General features: G+C 51.2%; 15 protein-coding genes. 5 read left to right on the forward strand and 10 right to left on the reverse strand.

What is annotated here, in order from left to right:
• Positions 1–713, reverse strand: a 713-nt coding sequence (locus H6G62_RS22545) for a photosystem II D2 protein (photosystem q(a) protein) (RefSeq protein WP_190495577.1), incomplete at its 3' end; no start/stop codon positions are given.
• Between the two features lie 359 nt (positions 714–1,072).
• Here H6G62_RS22545 and H6G62_RS22550 point away from each other — a divergent pair.
• The 3 genes from H6G62_RS22550 to H6G62_RS22560 all read left to right on the forward strand — a co-directional run bounded on the left by H6G62_RS22550 (position 1,073) and on the right by H6G62_RS22560 (position 3,630).
• On the forward strand, positions 1,073–1,639 hold the full coding sequence (locus H6G62_RS22550) for a photosystem I assembly protein Ycf4 (RefSeq protein ID WP_190499385.1): 567 nt from the start codon (positions 1,073–1,075) through the stop codon (positions 1,637–1,639).
• Between the two features lie 76 nt (positions 1,640–1,715).
• On the forward strand, positions 1,716–2,474 hold the full coding sequence (locus tag H6G62_RS22555) for a peptidylprolyl isomerase (protein WP_190499386.1): 759 nt from the start codon (positions 1,716–1,718) through the stop codon (positions 2,472–2,474).
• Positions 2,449–3,630: a beta-ketoacyl-ACP synthase gene (locus H6G62_RS22560; RefSeq protein ID WP_190499404.1), complete on the forward strand. Its 1,182-nt coding sequence runs from the start codon at positions 2,449–2,451 to the stop codon at positions 3,628–3,630. Before H6G62_RS22555 ends, H6G62_RS22560 begins: the two co-directional genes overlap by 26 nt.
• Positions 3,631–3,834: 204 nt before the next feature.
• Here H6G62_RS22560 and H6G62_RS22565 read toward each other — a convergent pair whose 3' ends face one another.
• From H6G62_RS22565 to H6G62_RS22605, 9 genes are all read right to left on the reverse strand, one after another.
• The gene (locus tag H6G62_RS22565) at positions 3,835–4,569 is read right to left on the reverse strand and encodes a peptidylprolyl isomerase (RefSeq protein ID WP_190499387.1); all 735 of its coding nucleotides are present in this window, start codon (positions 4,567–4,569) and stop codon (positions 3,835–3,837) included.
• 754 nt (positions 4,570–5,323) lie between these two features.
• A complete protein-coding gene (locus H6G62_RS22570) occupies positions 5,324–5,536 on the reverse strand; it encodes a hypothetical protein (RefSeq protein WP_190499388.1) in 213 nt (70 codons plus the stop codon).
• Between the two features lie 1,073 nt (positions 5,537–6,609).
• Positions 6,610–6,942, reverse strand: coding sequence for a hypothetical protein (locus H6G62_RS22575; protein ID WP_190499389.1), 333 nt, complete (start codon positions 6,940–6,942; stop codon positions 6,610–6,612).
• A 367-nt stretch (positions 6,943–7,309) separates the two neighbouring features.
• Positions 7,310–7,480 (reverse strand): hypothetical protein, encoded by a 171-nt coding sequence (locus H6G62_RS22580; RefSeq protein WP_190499390.1) that lies wholly within the window; start codon positions 7,478–7,480, stop codon positions 7,310–7,312.
• Between the two features lie 32 nt (positions 7,481–7,512).
• Positions 7,513–8,769 (reverse strand): nif11-class peptide radical SAM maturase 3, encoded by a 1,257-nt coding sequence (locus H6G62_RS22585; RefSeq protein WP_190499392.1) that lies wholly within the window; start codon positions 8,767–8,769, stop codon positions 7,513–7,515.
• An 18-nt stretch (positions 8,770–8,787) separates the two neighbouring features.
• Positions 8,788–9,258, reverse strand: coding sequence for a Nif11-like leader peptide family natural product precursor (locus H6G62_RS22590; protein ID WP_190499394.1), 471 nt, complete (start codon positions 9,256–9,258; stop codon positions 8,788–8,790).
• A gap of 519 nt (positions 9,259–9,777) precedes the next feature.
• Positions 9,778–10,137, reverse strand: coding sequence for a HetP family heterocyst commitment protein (locus H6G62_RS22595; RefSeq protein ID WP_190499396.1), 360 nt, complete (start codon positions 10,135–10,137; stop codon positions 9,778–9,780).
• A 92-nt stretch (positions 10,138–10,229) separates the two neighbouring features.
• Positions 10,230–11,729 (reverse strand): HlyD family efflux transporter periplasmic adaptor subunit, encoded by a 1,500-nt coding sequence (locus tag H6G62_RS22600; protein ID WP_190499398.1) that lies wholly within the window; start codon positions 11,727–11,729, stop codon positions 10,230–10,232.
• A 709-nt stretch (positions 11,730–12,438) separates the two neighbouring features.
• Positions 12,439–15,030 (reverse strand): peptidase domain-containing ABC transporter, encoded by a 2,592-nt coding sequence (locus tag H6G62_RS22605; RefSeq protein ID WP_347239409.1) that lies wholly within the window; start codon positions 15,028–15,030, stop codon positions 12,439–12,441.
• Positions 15,031–16,443: 1,413 nt separating this feature from the next.
• Here H6G62_RS22605 and H6G62_RS22610 point away from each other — a divergent pair.
• Positions 16,444–17,232, forward strand: coding sequence for a hypothetical protein (locus H6G62_RS22610; RefSeq protein ID WP_190499402.1), 789 nt, complete (start codon positions 16,444–16,446; stop codon positions 17,230–17,232).
• Between the two features lie 59 nt (positions 17,233–17,291).
• A partial coding sequence (locus H6G62_RS22615) for a transposase family protein (protein WP_199325184.1) occupies positions 17,292–17,603 on the forward strand: 312 nt, incomplete at its 3' end.

The raw sequence follows: 17,603 nt of genomic DNA on the forward strand, positions 1-17,603 counted from the left end.
GTGGGTTCAAAGGCGCGGAAGGTGTTGGCATTCTCGCCGTCCTTGAACAGGGTGTTCTCCACCGTGGCCCCGTGGATGGCGCAGAGCAGCGCACCGCCCAGCACCCCCGCAACGCCCATCATGTGGAAGGGGTTGAGGGTCCAGTTGTGGAAGCCTTGGAAGAACAGCAGGAAGCGGAAGATGGACGCCACACCAAAGCTGGGGGCAAAGAACCAGCTGCTTTGGCCGAGGGGGTACATCAGAAACACGCTGACGAACACCGCAATCGGCGCGGAGAAGGCAATGGCGTTGTAGGGCCGCAGACCGACCAGACGAGCCACTTCAAACTGACGCAGCATGAAGCCGATCAGACCGAAGGCCCCGTGCAGGGCGACGAAGCTCCACAGGCCGCCCAGTTGGCACCAGCGGACGAAATCGCCCTGGGCCTCGGGACCCCAGAGCAGCAGCAGGGAGTGACCCAGGCTGTTGGCGGGGGTCGAAACGGCCACGGTCAAAAAGTTAGCCCCTTCCAGGTAGGACGACGCAAGGCCGTGGGTGTACCAGGAAGTAACGAAGGTGGTGCCAGTCAGCCAGCCGCCCACCGCCAGATAGGCGCAGGGGAACAGCAGAATGCCAGACCAGCCCACAAAGACAAAGCGATCGCGCTTCAGCCAGTCATCGAGGATGTCGAACCATCCTCTTTGAGCCTGAGCGCGCCCCATTGCTATGGTCATGTCAAATCCTCTTTCTATGACATCTAGTCCATACGGGTTCGGCTCTGTTGGGATCCATGGGATCCGTTAGAGAGCGTTGCCTCAGGGCAAGGTAGTAGCTACCAGTATTCCAGATATTAGGGCTGAGAGAGAATAAATCTTTACTCGCCGCCGTGATCCCTGGCCTGAGGTAACCCCTGCCCCGCGAAGCTAGGCTTCGGGAGCCAGGTTTCTATTTATGATAAGGAGTGTTCCATTTTTTTACAATCTGATACGTAAATTCTCAGGAAGCCTCTCGGTCTATGCTGGTAATGGCCAAGGGCATTCGCCGACCGCTCGACTCAATCGATATCATTTAGGATTTTTACCCGTTGAATACCATGACTGCCTCTGCGTCCTCCCGCGAGTCCCAATCTTTGAAGCGAACCGTCCTAGGGGCGCGTCGTCCCAGCAATATCTTCTGGGCGATTGTGCTGACGGGCGGCGGGGCGGGCTTTCTGCTAGCCGGACTGTCTAGCTATCTCCAAATCAATTTGCTTCCCTTTTCGGATCCAACTCAACTAATCTTTATTCCCCAAGGGATTGCCATGGGGTTCTATGGCTTTGCGGCCCTGGGTTTGGCCACCTATCTGTGGGTGGTGATTAGCCTAGATGTGGGCGGCGGCTATAACGAATTTGACAAGGCCAGCAAACGGGTACGCATTGTCCGCAGCGGATTTTTCGGCCAAAATCGCCGCATCGAAATCAATCAACCCCTCACTGATGTCACCGCCATTCGGGTGGATATCAAAGAAGGGCTTAACCCGAAACGGGCGCTTTACCTGCGGTTGAAGGGCCGTCCCGATATCCCTCTCACCCGCGTCGGTCAGCCCATCCCTCTCTCGGAACTCGAAAATCAGGGCGCTGAACTCGCCCGTTTCTTACAGGTCCCCCTAGAGGGACTGTAATTCCCACAGACAGGGCCAAACTCTTTAAGATGGGGAGTCGGTCACGATCTATCTATCCATGGAGTTGAAGATTTCAATGGGATTGAACACCCGCTTTTTTTCAATGACCCTCGCCGCCCTGCTGATTTTAGGGGCTGGAGCTTGCACCACTCCTCCAGTCGTAGACTCAGGTACCTCGGAGAGCGCTGTTTCAGCACCAGCGGAAACCACGGTGACGACGACCTCCACCGCAGGTCTACCTATCCTGAACGGTAAGGCCACGGTGGAAATGGTGGTGAATGGATCCACCATTGTGATTGAGGTGAACGGCGAGGAATCCCCAATTACCGCTGGCAACTTTGTGGACTTGGTGAACCGAGGCGTGTATGACGGCACCGCCTTTCACCGTGTAGTACGGGAGCCCCAACCCTTTGTGGTGCAGGGCGGCGATCCCCAGAGTACCGACCCCAGCGTTCCGGCCCAAATGCTGGGGACAGGCAGCTTTATGGATCCTGATACCAACGCCCCCCGCTACATTCCCCTAGAAATCAAGCCCACCGACCGAGATGAACCCCTGTATGGTCAAACCTTTGAGGAGGCTGGCATGAATACGCCCCCCCGCCTTACCCACACCCGTGGCGCGGTGGCCATGGCCCGTTCCCAAGCTCCCGATTCGGCCTCGGCGCAGTTCTACTTTGCCCTGGCCGAATTGCCCTTTTTGGACGGTAGCTATGCGGTGTTTGGCTACGTCACCGAGGGCATGGACGTGGTGGATGCCATCCAACAGGGGGATCGCATCGAATCGGCGCGGGTGGTGGAGGGCTTAGACAATCTCCAGACTAGCGCCCAGCCCTAGCCTATCCACCCCGGTTTTTGTCACGGGCCTAGGGTTGGTGACAGCCCTAGGTTCTTCGGTGCCAGAAACCTGGGAGCGCTTGTTATTGGGACAATCGGGATTAACCCCACAGCAACCTTTCCGAGAATTTCCGCCCCTGCCCTTGGGAATGGTGGAGGGTGCCATCGTTCCGTTAGCCGATTTGCTTCAACGGGCCGTAGCGGAAGCCGTGAGGGATGCTCAAGTCCCCCTCCCTGATTCCAACTGTGGCGTGGTGATTGGCTCCAGCCGTGGCTTTCAGGCCCAGTGGGAAGTCCTGGCGAAGGATTATCTAACCCAGGACACCCCACCCCAAGACTGGCTGAATACCCTGCCCGCCATGGCCTCTAGGGGGGTCGCGCAGTGTTTGGGAAGCCGTGGGCCAGTGCTAGCTCCAATGGCGGCCTGTGCTACGGGCCTATGGGCAATTTTTCAAGGGGCAGAACTCATCCGGCGGGGGCAATGCCAGCGGGTGATCGTAGGGGCGGGGGAGAACCCGATCACACCGCTCTCCCTGGCCGGATTTGACCGCCTGGGAGCCTTGGCTTCCACGGGCTGCTATCCCTTTTCCCCCCGTCGTGAAGGCTTAGCCCTGGGGGCTGGAGCCGCGATTTTGGTGTTGGAATCGGCTCAATCCTTGGCCCAGCGGCCCCAAATTCAACCCTACGGCTGTATTTTAGGGACTGGACTCAGTGCCGATGCCTATCACCTCACAGCCCCCGATCCTCAGCAAATGGGCAGTCGTTTGGCGATAGAGCGGTGTCTTCGGCATAGCGGACTGAAGCCTGAAGACATCCACTACGTTCACGCCCACGGTACCGGAACCCATCTCAACGACGCCCACGAAGCGGCCCTGATTCAGCAATGCCTGTCCCACCTGCCGCCGATCAGTTCCACCAAGGGAGCCACAGGCCACACCCTAGGGACATCCGGGGCCATCGGGGCCATCTTGAGTCTGCTGGCTCTACATCACCAGCAGATTCCCCCCAATGTGGGCCTTCTGGGTGAGCCGATTTATCCCCACGTCGTCGCCCACAGTCGGCCTGCCAGTGTCAAAAACGCCCTCTGTATGAGTTTTGGCTTCGGGGGACAGAATGCGGTGCTGGCCCTAGGCTTGCCCCCTGACCTCGACGGGTAGCCCTGTGATGCATTGCTACTCCCTCCGACTTGTCCCGGTTCTACTTATAGGCTTTGGTGCATTGCTTCGCGAATGCACCCTACGTTTGTTTACGTTGTGTGTCGGTGGATGGTGGAATAGAGCCAATCGGTGGGGGATTCGACCAACCCATCGCAGATTCCCCCCAGGGTTCCCGTAGATATCGAGAAACACCGTATTCTGAACCTATTGGCTATAGACAAGGTGGTTTAACTCACTCTCTAGCCACTCATCAAAGAGCTGGCTTGAGATTTGTTGACGCACATCGTTAGTTAGCTCGGCTGGGATGAATTCCTCAACCATAAGAAGTTCAAAATCATGACCTGATTGAATTGGCCCAATGACCTCCCGAGGATGAGCCCCAAATACGTATGCTGCGACATCGGGTTTAAGCTGCCAACGGGAAACCTTACCTTCAAAGCCACAGGCCAGCCGTCTGTACTCATCAATATTATACAGGTGAGCCGCTTCAAAAAAGCTGATTTCCTCTTCTTCAACCTGATAGAAAATCTCCTGAGCTAGCGCACTATAGGGCACCAAAATGCGGTAAAGAACAGCTTGCTCGTATTGAACTTTACTTTGAGCAAAGTAAGCCTCTATCTGTTTGCCAAACAGGCTATCGGCTAATTTTTTCTTTAGCAACTGATCATAAATGCCAGCTTCCCAGTCATCTGGAGTTAATAGATTATCTTCCAGCCATTCCAAGGTTTGAGAAGCACTTTCTAGCTTGTGATCGTATCGAAATTGATCCGCTTCAGCCTGAACTTCCTCAGGCTCAACGGTAATACCTCGCTCCTGACTTGCCTTTTCAATAATTTGCTTGCAAAGAATACTTTGGTAAACTGTTTTTAGCTTTACCTCATGCTTCAGATGCTGTATCACCTGATCAGAATCAATCGATAAGTCGATCAGCCGAGCCATGGATCCTAAATAGTGGCAACTTTACGAAATTCTTATAAATAAGATACCACTTTAGCTATGGCGACATGCACCAACTTTACAAAAGAAATAATTCTCTTAATTTTCCTTGAATAAAAGAAGACGCAGAAAACAATATTTCGGACAGTGTCGAATGGCCAACGGTAGAATGCGGATTTTAGATTTTTCCCCCAGCGCCTTGGCCAACGAGAAATCAGCAGTTTCAGCGCCTGTCCAGAAACGTGTCTGTACTATTGGGAAACCTGATTGCCTAGCGTAACAGTCAACCCCAAAGGGTAGTCCTATTTCGTACAGGCTAGAGAATAATCAGGCGACCCTAGAGACCTTACGGCAGTAGATTGCTGTTTTTGGCTGTTTTTTCTCTGACCCGTAGATTAATGCACTACCCCCCAAAGAATCAGAGATACTCAGAATACTGATATCAAGAATAACCGTGTATAAATTCGCAGATTCAAATCTGAAGTGCAACACTCTGTCTCAGAGCCGCTGTCAGCCTTCGCGGTCATGACCACAACCAGGAACACGGTACAGCGCAGCACAGCAGGCTATAGGTCTCCTTCATAGGCTTAGTCTTAGATCCATGGCTGCAAGCGGATTTGAGCAGGGGTTGCACTTCAACCTTGAATTGGCCATTTCCAGTTTCGACAGGATCGATCAATACATTGTTAAAACTGCCATGGTTACGTAGATCAACGGCCCCTAGGGTAATATGGCTCACAGGCAGTATTTCAGGTAGCTAGAGTCGATCCCCTTGCTCAGGAGAAAAGCCTAGGATAATATCGGCCATCTCTACAGAGCTACGACCTGTAGCAGATAGCACAAATAGATCTGATCTGCCGTGACCTACAAAAATAGTTGGGTGATCGCCACCGATCAGGGTGGCATTATCGGGTGTGTCCGTTAAAACATCTATGGCGGAGGTTGAACTCTCTTCCAGAAACAACTCCATCGCAGAATCCGATCCTTGAATCGATCTCAGGTTCCTCATCTGAATCGTGAGAGTTAGACTCGTCCGTAGGTTCAGATGAACCCTCTTGTTTCCCTACAGGTGCCGATACCGTTGCCGATGTCGTGGCTCCTTGATCTGAAGCGGTGGCACTGGCACTGGCGCTGGACAAAGTGCCACCCGGTACAAAGGTGGATTGCTCACGGCTACTTGTTTTGCCCGATGGGGAAGTGGCGGATGATCTGCTACTTCTCCAGGCACCCAATGGCCCCGCATAAACCTTGGCTTGACTAGATGCGCTAACAATGCGTATGGCTGAGGTATCAGATGACGACTTAGCTGAATTAGAAGAAGACTTAGCTGAATTAGAAGAAGACATGACAGCCTGTCTAGAATAAGGAGATAGATGCAAACGATAAAGAGTAGCTGTTTGACCAAGAATTACTTTTTGAATCACCACTTCGAGAAAATGATGATTCAAATACATTGATTTTGCCGTAAGCTAATGTGCATCTAAATCGCATATTAACCTTCCCCAAAGTCCTTGCTATAAGGCTTTTAGGGCAATCTAGCTAGTGTATTTTAGATGACTAGCAGCTTATCTAGGATGAAAACGCTTTGATCCTTAAGGAAAGAAGATGTCATATTTCTAGATTTACGGCTTAATGTTATAGTGACTGATGATCGACTGAGATACAACAGGAACCATCTCTTCTAGTATAAGTATGGTTAATCGACCTAACATTTCCTGAAATCACTGCTACATATAGCGGAATTCATAATGATGAGAACGCTCACAAACGACGAAACCCTTGCTAGGCATGGCTTTTGTCCCTACAGTTAGCGCACCTCACCTCACCTCAATGAAACCCGCTATATAAACCTCATCTTAACTTGGAACCTAGATTTTACCCTCACCCTAAATACTTATTCCTAAGGCGAGGAGTAAGGTAATCTAAGCGCACATAAGATCTGAGGATAATTAATGCTAGTAGTTTAAAAATGGCAAGGCATCAGAAGGTCTGAAGCCTTGCCAATCCTTTTATGTGGCTCATTAGTGAGTCACATAAAAGGATTTAGAATGCACGGTTAATGACAGCAGCAGAGGTGCTACCAGAGAAAGAGCCACCCAAGTATTCAGCTACCGCAAGAGTGTCAGCCTTGGTAAAAGAATAGGTGGGGAAGTAGGTATTATTGATGGCATCGCCCTTAGCACCAGCAGCAGCACTGTTAGTCATGGTAAAGGGGCTGTTAACCGTCGTAGCAAAGTTGTTTTTGCTGGTGAAGGTGATATTAATATTATCGGTTTGGGTGTAAGAGCTGCTGAATTTGTTGCCACTTACCCAAAAAGTACCGCCTTCAACCTTAGCTTCAGCGGTTTCCATGTAGTTCAGATCAGAGATAATCATTGGTTTTTCCTCTTGAGAATTTGTTGCTTGTCAGCGTTCTTGCTGACATTTATAAGATACCCTTCTCGAAATAGAGATGGTTGCCATAATGGCATTTATTCTGGGTTTTTAGCTTCAAAAAAATGAGATATGGATGCATGGCTCATATGGCAGGCTTTACAAGCATTACAGAATAAAAAATGGCCATAAAAGTGACCATGTTAACTCAGGCTTTCAATGTTTATGCTGCCATCTTTATATAAGGACGTGCTGGTTAGCTGATCAACTTTATATAGGTATACATCCCCTTTTCTGTTCGCCCAATAATGTATAAGGGATAAACCCAGTTGAGTGCTGCCAACTTGGCATAGATTAAGACTATTTTTAGTTATGCCTTTGATTCTGGGGAGAAGAACTCTATTTCCTGCTGATCGAGGGATTGCTTAGCCCGCAGAAGAATGCGTAACTGAGCCAACTGGCTAGACCAGGCCGAACGGGGCAACGTCGCTTTGGGTGAAGGCTCTGGGATTGGCCCAGTGCTGAGACTAAATTCGTCCATGGGATACCCCAATGTTTTGGCTGAATGGAAAACTAGGTTGCTGTCGCTAAGTCAGGAATTTGCGGCCAGGTGTCTGGCCACTGAATCTGCGCGGCTGTAAAGTGCAGGGTATCCAACGCAGGCCAAGGGCGATCTATCGGTTCTTCAATCAGTTCAAACTCGCCATGGTCAAAGGGCCGCCCTGGTGCTTCTACCTTGGGGATAACGCGCTCTCGTTTGCCCCGTTGAGCTTGGGTGAGGGCACGATGGTGGCAGTAGGGATTATTGCCTCGCCGGTTGAAGAAAACGTGGGATGTCCAGGTACAGCCGCCTCGGCAGAGTTCGGCAAACTCGCAGGTTTTACAAAAGCCCCAAAGATGGGCGGTGCCTTCAGGGGTACCCGCTCCCAGGTTAAAGCGCAGTTCCTCGGCAGATGCGACAATATCGTGCAGTGATAGCTCCCGGATATTGCCCCCGGTGTAGGCCGCTGTGGGTAGTGAGGGACAGCCTTTGATGGCTCCATCGGCCTCAATCCCCAAGGTTGAAAGTCCGGCAGCACAACCCTGCCAAAACGTCCATTCATCGCCCTTGCCGCGCCCCCGCAATAACCGTTCGTAGGGGCCGTAGTAGCCAATATTGTTCCCCGGTTGTACCTGTACACCCTCTTGGTAGGCCCGCTGGGCAACGGTGGCCAGCATCGGGTAAAGGTCTAGGAGTTCGTAGGGTTGCAGCAGAATCTCAGCCTGGTCGGCGGCATTGCCCATAGGCACCGTTAGCTGAATTTGCCAAGCCTTGGCCCCAGCCTCGCGGATATGTTCGTAGAGCCGGGAAACTTCGGGAGCGGTAAGGCGGTTAATTTGGGTGTTGCAGCCGAAGGGAATACCGACCTGACGCAGATGGCCCATAGTCTGAAAGGCATACTTCCAGGATCCTTGACGACCGCGCAGGCGATCATGGGTGGCCTCTAGTCCATCAACGGAGACTGACACCGTGACAATCCCCGCCTGCTTCATTTTGCGGGCCGTTTCTAGGGTGATGCCATAGCCTCCGGTGGTGAGGGTACAGCGCATATCGGCCTGGTTAATCGCGGTGGCGATTTCTAGCCAGTCGGGCCGCAGAAAGGCTTCCCCACCGATCAGAGTAACTTCCTTGATACCGACCTCGGCCAGTTGGCGGACAAGATCCAGGGCTTCCTCGGTGGACAGTTCCTGGGATCGCGCCTGTCCGGCCCGAGACCCGCAATGGCTACAGGCCAGGTTGCACTTTAAGGTAATTTCCCAAACAGCGTAACTGGTGCGTTGGTAAGCCATGGGCGGATCTCCTTGGGCTTAGATCACAACGCCGTAGAGCGGTTGAACCGTCAACGGTGGATCAATGACAACCCCATACATTGGCTGAGGCAAGGGATCGGGTAGAGGGTTGGGCGCTGGCAGCGGGACATAATCGTCGGGTGGATCAATAATCACGCCATACATCGGCTGAACTAGGGGAGGTTGATTGAAGGGCGGTCTATAAAAGGGTGGACGCGATCCTCTGTGGGGAAAGCGCTGCATCCAGCCACCAACCGCACCAACCAGTTCAGTCTCAGTTAGGTCATGGAATTCATCCCGTTCTTTTAGCTCCAAAATCTGAATGGAGGCAGTTTCAAACTCCTCTGGGGAAAAGGAGTAGCCTAAATCCTTCAGCACTTGCTGGACTTGATCTGAGGGGATGCCACTAAGTTGAGCGACAAATCCTGAGTCCTTAGCCAGCCTGATTAAAAATTCTTTGACTCGATTCAGGAGAGTGGTTTCTACCATTGTTAAGTCCTTCAATGATTAAGAGAGTGAGCACAAGAGCGTATCGGATCTTGAAGATATTTCTTTCTGTAGGTGAGGTAAGTGTTTAGGCTCCGCCCCATCCTAAAACTAATAGGCTTGAAGCTAATGAGCCTTATGAAAACTGTTCAATGAGGGAGATCCAGAGTCAAAATTCTGACTTTTGTGATTGAACTATGCTTATTCTGACGGAAACGTTCTTTGACCATAACCTTGTCGAACCCATCCGCTGAATAGGCCACATTTGTATAGTGAATATCTCCGATAGCCAGGGCATACCCTCTCCCCCGACCTATGGTGACTTTGTCACTCGGCACGGTGCGAAGAAATACGTCGGTATCCGTTAGAGTGTAGGTCGTACTGCCTGCGGCGAATGCGGTTGCAGCTATCGCTAGACTAGCACCGCCAATTAGGACTGAACATTGGGGTAGCGTTTCTAAATGGGCTAGGTCGTTAATGATCATGGTATTTTCTTAAAGGAGTATCCACTGAAAATTCGATCTATCCAAAAAAGTAGCGTTTCAGACTAATGAAATAGTTATCTCTAGAGCCTGAAAAGCCACCCTTAACTTGATGAGAACAATCTTCTAGAGCCTGTAAATGAGGTAGATTAGTAACCGCTAGCGATTCTCCAGGGGAGTCTCGTTCCTGAGATGATCGCCTTTGTTTGGCTGGGCTATTCTCCTTCATCAGACGATTGTAGGTACGATAGGGAATATAGTGCAGCGGGTTATAGCCAGCAAACTGAAGAATAAGAAGACAGGCCCAGGAATATTTACCATTGAGAATCGCATCGACCACCTGGCAGAACTGTTCCTCGGTCATCGTGCGATTCATGGGGTTATTAAATCGAGAAATCATGTTGTCTTATCTCCATCTATGGGGGCAATATCTGGGGCGACAATGGTTGATCTAATTGATATTAAATTGTGCTAATTTCTCTACAGAACCTACTAAATGCTTAAGTTACCTTTTTGAAGTTTGCGAATTGGATCTAGAACAAGACTCATAATGCGGCGACGTCTCACAATAATTTCTGCTGTGGCGGTTTGTCCGGCACGCAACGGTACTACGTTGCCTTCGTGGTTGATCGCTTTAATGTCTAACATCACTTCAACCTGGTAGACCATTCCCATTTGCTCATGGGAACTGGTATCAGGTGATATCGACAGCACAGAACCGGACACAATGCCGTAGTCTTGATACGGAAAGGCATCAAGTTTGATATTCACGGGCATACCCGCTTCTACTAGGCCCGCCTTTTCGTTCGGTAGTAGAGCAGACAAGATGAGGGGAGCCGTGCTGGGCGCAATTTCGGCTAGGGTTTGTCCGGTCTGGATGACTTCCCCTATATTGGCAATGGTAAGGGCTGAAACGATTCCGCTGACGGGAGCCGTCAGGGTAGTTTGGCTGATCTCAGTCTGACTGCGTTCAAGCAATGCCTGCGTTTCGCGAATAGTGGCCTGTAGGTTGGTCGCCTCGATTTGGAGTTGCTGAAGCTGCTTAATGGCGTCTAGTTCGTTTCGTTGAGCGAGCGCCTGAGTTTGGCTCAGTTCGGCCTCAAGGCGATCTAGGGTGGAGTTAGACTGCTCGGCTTGGCCTTGAGTTTCAGTGATCGACCGATCCCGATCACGCAGAGCCTGTTCTAGCTGAAAAAGGTGATCGCGTGATAATGCACCCTGATTAACCAAATCGGATAGCTGATCCAGTCGTTCCATCTGAGCTGTTCGATCAACATTAAGTTGATCTAAGAGGCGTGCGCTAGTGGACATCGCCACCTGCTCCTGAGCAATGGAAGACTGACGCGCCGCAATGTCGGCACTCGCGATGGACTTCACTGTATTCAAACTCAGTTGAGTTTGTCCAATTAAGGTTTGAGTCTGGGATAACTTTTCCTGACTCGCCTCCAAGCTATAGGTCAAGCGCTGAATTTCCTGATCAAGCAAACGATCATCGAGCCTTGCAATCACTTGGCCCTGGACTACAGGGTCTCCCTCATTGACATGAATGGCAATAACCTCACCAGATATGGGAGGCTGCACCTTGAACACTTCGCCCTGGGGGGCAAGTTGCCCTTGGGCGATGCTCACCTCTTCCACGGTGCCAAACCACGCCCAAGTCCCCATAATGCTTGTAAAAATTATCCCTCCCACAACCAGGTATTGCGGAAGGGCCGCAGGGGGTTGCTCTAGCAGGGACTGCAAAGAATCACTCCAGATTGCAACGCGATCCCCATGAACAGTCGCAGCCACTGAAGGCCCAACCGGTTGTCCTGTTTCAACGCCGCCAACCACAGCCTCAGCCATTAACGGGCTAAATGCAGGTCGGCTAGCTGTGGTTGAATGGGGTGGAGGTGAATGGAGTTGAGAAGATTGTGTTGCCCGTCTATAAACATCAGCAAACTCTGGTGTTTTCGTCATCGCGCTTTGACCTTCATCAATGCTGAACGACATCCTTAGTCGGAGGGAGTCATCAGGCTCTTCCGAACACGAGCAAGGCAAAAGTTAGCCTTAACGGCTAAACTCAGCGAAATAGAGACAAGAGCCAGCAAAGTAGGGACACATTGGGAAAAATGTCCGGATATTTAGTCTTTCCGGCCTTATTTAATGGCTAGAACAAGCTATGAAAACTCAATAAAAAAGGAACACAAGCCAGGAACCGCCCTAAGGCTCACCTCTCTAGCGAAGGAGACTGTTTGGAATCGGTGCACGTTGATCTAGACGCAGTGTAGTAGTCTGGCCAAGGGAAAGGGTGCCAAAATGGCAATAAGTGTATCTACGGAAACAAAAAGAAACGCCTTCATAAGGTTTAGCGTCTCCTCTTGGATCCATTTTGGTTGAATTTCGGTTGCACTCTAGGTTGCCTCTACAATAACCTCAGTTCGGGTTAAGCTCAGTGGTTCGATGCCCCGGAAGCCCTCACCCCCCAGCCCCCTCTCCTACGGGGAGAGGGGGAGCTAGAGTTTCAAAGTCCCTATCCCTTGGGGAGAGGGATTTAGGGTGAGGGCCAGCGTCGTTGCCAGAAGCGGGTTTCTAGCGATTGAAGCCTTTGGCTTATCCCGAACTCAGGTTACATAGACAGACAGAGATCGCGCCAAGGAGGTGTGGCCCTGGGTCGCAGCCCTTGAATAGCCGCCTAGGGCCACAATTTGAAAACTTTCCCCTAAATATCTAGCTGCTGCTGAGCCAGACTGTGATACAAGCCCTTGAGCGCCATTAATTGGTCATGGGTGCCTTGCTCGACTAGAATGCCTCGATCTAGCACGAGAATGCTGTCAGCGTTATGAACCGTGGAGAGTCGGTGGGCAATGATAAACGTAGTGCGCTCCCGAGTAATTTGGGTCAGGTTGCGCTGAAAGCGTCGTTCCGATTCTGTATCGAGAGAACTGGTGGCTTCGTCTAGCACTAAAATGCGGGGGTTGCCCAGCAAAGCTCGGGCAATGGCAATGCGCTGTCGCTGCCCCCCCGAAAGTGTCGATCCTCGCTCGCCGACCTTGGTGTTATAGCCCAGGGGAAGCGCTTGAATAAACGCGTGAGCCTCTGCTAGCTTAGCGGCTTCTACCGCTTGATCCAGGGTGACATCTTGGCGGTACAGCGTAATGTTCTCCAGAATAGTGCCAGAAAACAGGAAGCACTCCTGGGGAACAACCCCCAACTGTGATCGTAGGGAATAGGGAGACACATGGCGCAGATCGTGGCCATCAATGAACACCCGTCCCCGACTGGGGTGGTATAAGCCTTCAATCAACTTTACTAGCGTTGTTTTGCCCGATCCGCTACGGCCAACAATGGCGAGGGTTTGTCCAGGGTCAACCCGAAACGATAGATTTTCAAGGGTGTTATGTTCGGCATCTTCGTCGTATCGGAAAGTCACCGCATCGAAGATTACTTCACCGCGAGCAGGCGGCAAAATCAGCATGGGCTGACCCAGCGATTCTTCGGGTTCAGCTTCAAACACGTCATTGAGGCGTTCAATGGAGATAAAGATTTCCTGAAGTTCGTCCCACAGGTTGGCCAAGGCAACGACTGGATCTAGCACATAGCCAATCATCATGTTAAACGCCACAAACTGACCAATTGTGAGTTGGTCTTGAATGACCATCGTGGCTCCTAGCCACAGTAATGCTGTACTGCCTAGGGTGTTAACGGCCCCGTTAATGGCCCCCAAGCCAAGGCCAAACTTTTGTCCGTTGAAGGAGACGTTATTTAGCCGGGTGAGGGAATCTTCCCAGCGCCAGCGTACCTCCTGCTCTACAGCCGCTGATTTAATTGCCGCAATACCACTCATCATTTCGACCAGGTTTGAGCTCTGGTTTGCCGCTTCCTTAAATACTTCCCTAGAAATGCGGCGCAGAAAGGGCGTTGATACCAGCGTGATAATAATGATGGGGGGCACCAAGGCTAGCACCATCAAGGTGAGCTGACGGTTGTAATGGAGCATGAGCCCCAAATAGACAAAGCCTGTCAAAAAACTGAGCCAAGCCAACATAACTTGACCGATCAAGAAGCGCTGGATCTTCTGATTTTCCTGCACACGGGTTAAGATGTCTCCCACTCGTCGAGACTCATAGAACTTGAGCGGCAGGGAAATGGCATGGCGAATAAATCCGCTAACCATGGTTAAGTCTAGACGCATAGAAAAGTGAGCCAGAAGATAACCCCGCACGGTTCCCATGATGATGCCCCAGACACTGAACATCAGTAATCCAATGGCAAAGGCATTGAGCGTTGATGTACTTTTCTGTACGACCACTCGGTCGAGAATGATCTGAGTAAATAGGGGTGTCACCAAACTAAATAGCTGAATGAGCAGAGAAATCAGAATGATTTGAACTATCAGAGACTTATAGGGCAGCAGCAGACCGAGATATCGTTCCAGAGAGGCCTGCTTCACCTCGATGTTTCTCAATCGATCCGTAGGCTCTAATAACAGTCCATAGCCTGTCCAGTGGGTCTGGAAATCTGACCGGGATATCCGTCGCTTACCAACGGCTGGATCCGCAAGGGTGACGGTGCGGCTATTGATCGCATAGACCACCACGTAATGGTCGCCCTGCCAGTGCGCAATCCATGGGTTCCGCTGGGGGGCCATACGGCCTAAACTGGCCCGTACAGGCCGAGCCTGAAACCCGATATTTTCTGCGGCGCGGGCTAACCCTTTTAAGGAAGCACCAGCCCGTCCCACGTTTGCTTGATCGCGCAAACGATGAATGGGCAACCGCGTTCCCCAATAGCGAGAAACCATCGCCAAGCAGGCCGCTCCACAGTCCGAAGAACTCTGTTGCTCAATCCAAGGAAACCGATGCATCCGATCCAACACTTGCCGATGTAACGGCTTAGGAAAAATCACCGCAGGGGGATTTCTCAATGGCCCTTGCAACGGTGGCTTGGCATCTGGAGACGGAATGGTTGGGGGCTTGACAGGTAAGTCTGAAAGTTGGGATTGGGCGGCTAAGCCAGCATGGGGAATGTGAGTATCCGACTCTGGGGACGCATGGGCCGTAGCCAACGGCGGATCGATGTCTAGATGGGTGCAGACCTCCGCTGGTAAGTAATACAGCGTCGCATCTGTCGAGGCGTGCCAACCTTCAGGGTGTTCCTGTCCTCCCATCCAGCGTTGCCCCATGGCAGGGGGCTGACCTGTCAGGCTTTGGATATCGCCCGACCGCAACCAAAAGACTCCAGGCTTATCTTTGAAACGATTATCTAGGGCCGTTTCGGCTGAAATGGCATACTCGATAGTTTGCTCTGCCAAGGCTCTAATTTTAGTTCCAGGCCAGTCCTGGATATCGCTGACGCACCGGAGAAAAGCTACCCGTTGATAAAACGTGGTTTGATCCGCCAAATAATGACCTAGTGCCGGATAATCTTTAAGCCACTGAGCCAAGGTAGCCGTAGGGAGTTTGTATACTGTTCCAGCACTACCAGCAATCACTCGGTAAGGCATCTTAGGAAATGGAACCAGTAACGTATCCGCACCAAACCATTGGCCCGTATGCAGCGACTGAATCGTCACCTCTCGATGCTTACTGGTAGCCCAACTCAATAGCCTTACTCGACCGCTAGCCACTAGGTAAAAACTTGAGGGTAATAGTTTTGGCTGCGACAAATCATCGGATTCAAATAAAAGATCTCCTAGCTGGAAAGTAACAGAACTAAAATCCTTGGATTCCACAGAAATCGTCTGTGAATCAACACCTGATGCTAATAGTATTTCTTCAAAAAGCTGCTTTGCAGAGGGCACCTCTGCAATAGAAGAATCTGCAAATGGATTAAGTACTTGGGGTGAAATCATTGAAATATACTCGTAAGATATATCACATTGACATCAATTCTCAGGCAAACAAATCTTGGATTGGGTGCCAAATTGCCATCCCTCAACATCGAGGAATCATTCAACCAAGTCCCTATAGCGGATTTCAGTAAGATGTGACACGGGCAAGGGGCTTAAGCCCCTTGTTCTTAGGCTGTAGATGTACCTCATCAAGGGGAGAACCGCCATATCACTCGAGCCCGACTAACGGATAGAACCCGTCGATGGGGTCAATGGGGATCCCCCATCCCCTAGGATGACCCCGATCAGTTTGTACTAGGCAGGCATTCGTATCGATATCCCTGCCCCATCATCGGCAATAGCCATGGCGGCTAGAGATCGGTTTGTCAAGCCTTAGGCAGGGAAGGCACGGCCTAAGAAAAAATACGGACTAGCGCTGACGTCACCTCAGCGGGCAGATTTTCGGAGAATATGCCTTTAATCTAAGGGAACATGCGCTGGATCGCAAGTAAATAAAGATTGAGAAGTCTGATTTATCCCTTGATCCCAAGGTGCAGAGACACATTGAATCTTTACAAAATGCTTGTTTTTCTTTATTGCGACTTGATTAAATCCGTATTTACACGGGGCATCCTGGTGGCAAGCGAAGTCGTTAGCCCGTTTAGGGGCGCGTCTTGCCCCATCGCCTTAGGCACTTCAACCGCGCTTCTGCACCTGGGTTGGCCCAGTCGCTCCACAACACCCCAGAGGGATGGAACACAAGCGCTCCCGTTCACGCCCCTGGAGCCTAGGGCACCATCACCCTGGGCCTGGTATCTGTTACCCAGTAAAGTTCTCAATCTTTAGCAAAGAACTATGTCTATACTAACCTCTGTACGGTCTTGGCCAGTGGTGGTGGTATCTACGGTCACAACAACCTTGACCCTAGCTACATCAGTCTCGGCAGCTACATTTTCGACGGTCTATAGCTTTTTAGAACTGACCAACTTTTCTCAATCCCCGACCACGACCCTAACCAATGCTGAGACCGATACCTTGGTGATTTCATCAGGCGGGTCAGCCGTGGCTTTTAGTGACGCCTTAGCGATTTTCGATATTCCAGGATCCTTGGTCTTCAATGAAATTGAAAGCTTTACGGGTGGGAGTGGCCTCAATTATGTTGGCTTGGCCGCCAGTAAAGCCTCTGTACGTGGCATTTTCGATATCGATACCGATGCAATCTTCAGCTTCAACATCAGCGGGTCTCTCCTGCTGGCAACCTCAATCGAGAATGACAGCGTAGAATCGGCTTTTGCGCTCGGCGGATTAGGTCTGACACTGTTGGGGATCACCGCCACCCAGCCACCAACCCTATTGGATGAGTTGAATTTGCTAGCGGTGCTTGAGACACCGGGTGAGGACAGCATTGAGACGAACCTATTTCAATTGTGGCTAGCTGGCAACCAAGACAACATCACCATTCAGTCGTTAAATGTTGATCAAGGCTTTGGCGGGTTGGAAGAATTCCTCGTATTGAATTTCAGGGCTACCTATGCCCGACAGTTTAACGAACCGACCCAAGTTTATCTTTTGGATCACAAAGTTGGGAAAGCCGGGGTTCAAGCTGTGCCTGCCCCCAGCCCGCTCTTGGGCTTGCTGGCCTATGGCGTGTTGGGTCTGGTCAAGCGCCGTCGAAGCCATTAAACCTTATCGGAAATTGAGTGAGTAGAGTCAATAGCAGGAACAGCGACCAGGTAGAACCCATGAAAATGACCTATGCCGAGTTGCGGACGAAGTCTCGGATGCTATGCCGTTTGACCGGACTGACGGGGCAAGAGTTTGAGGCGTTGCTGCCAAGTTTTACTGCCGCCTGGGACGCCTTTGTTGAAGCGACCTTCCAGCGTGAGGGGCGTAAACGGGCGATGGGAGCCGGACGCAAAGCCCACTTGAGGGATCTGGAAGACAAGTTGCTGTTCATTCTGGTGTATTTTCGGCTCTATCCGACCCAAGCGGTGCAGGGGTTTCTCTTTGGCATCAGTCAGGCCCAGGCGAATGAATGGGTTCATCGCTTGACT

This window comes from Phormidium sp. FACHB-1136 (assembly GCF_014697375.1).
In the GTDB taxonomy this organism is placed as follows: domain Bacteria; phylum Cyanobacteriota; class Cyanobacteriia; order Phormidesmidales; family Phormidesmidaceae; genus Nodosilinea.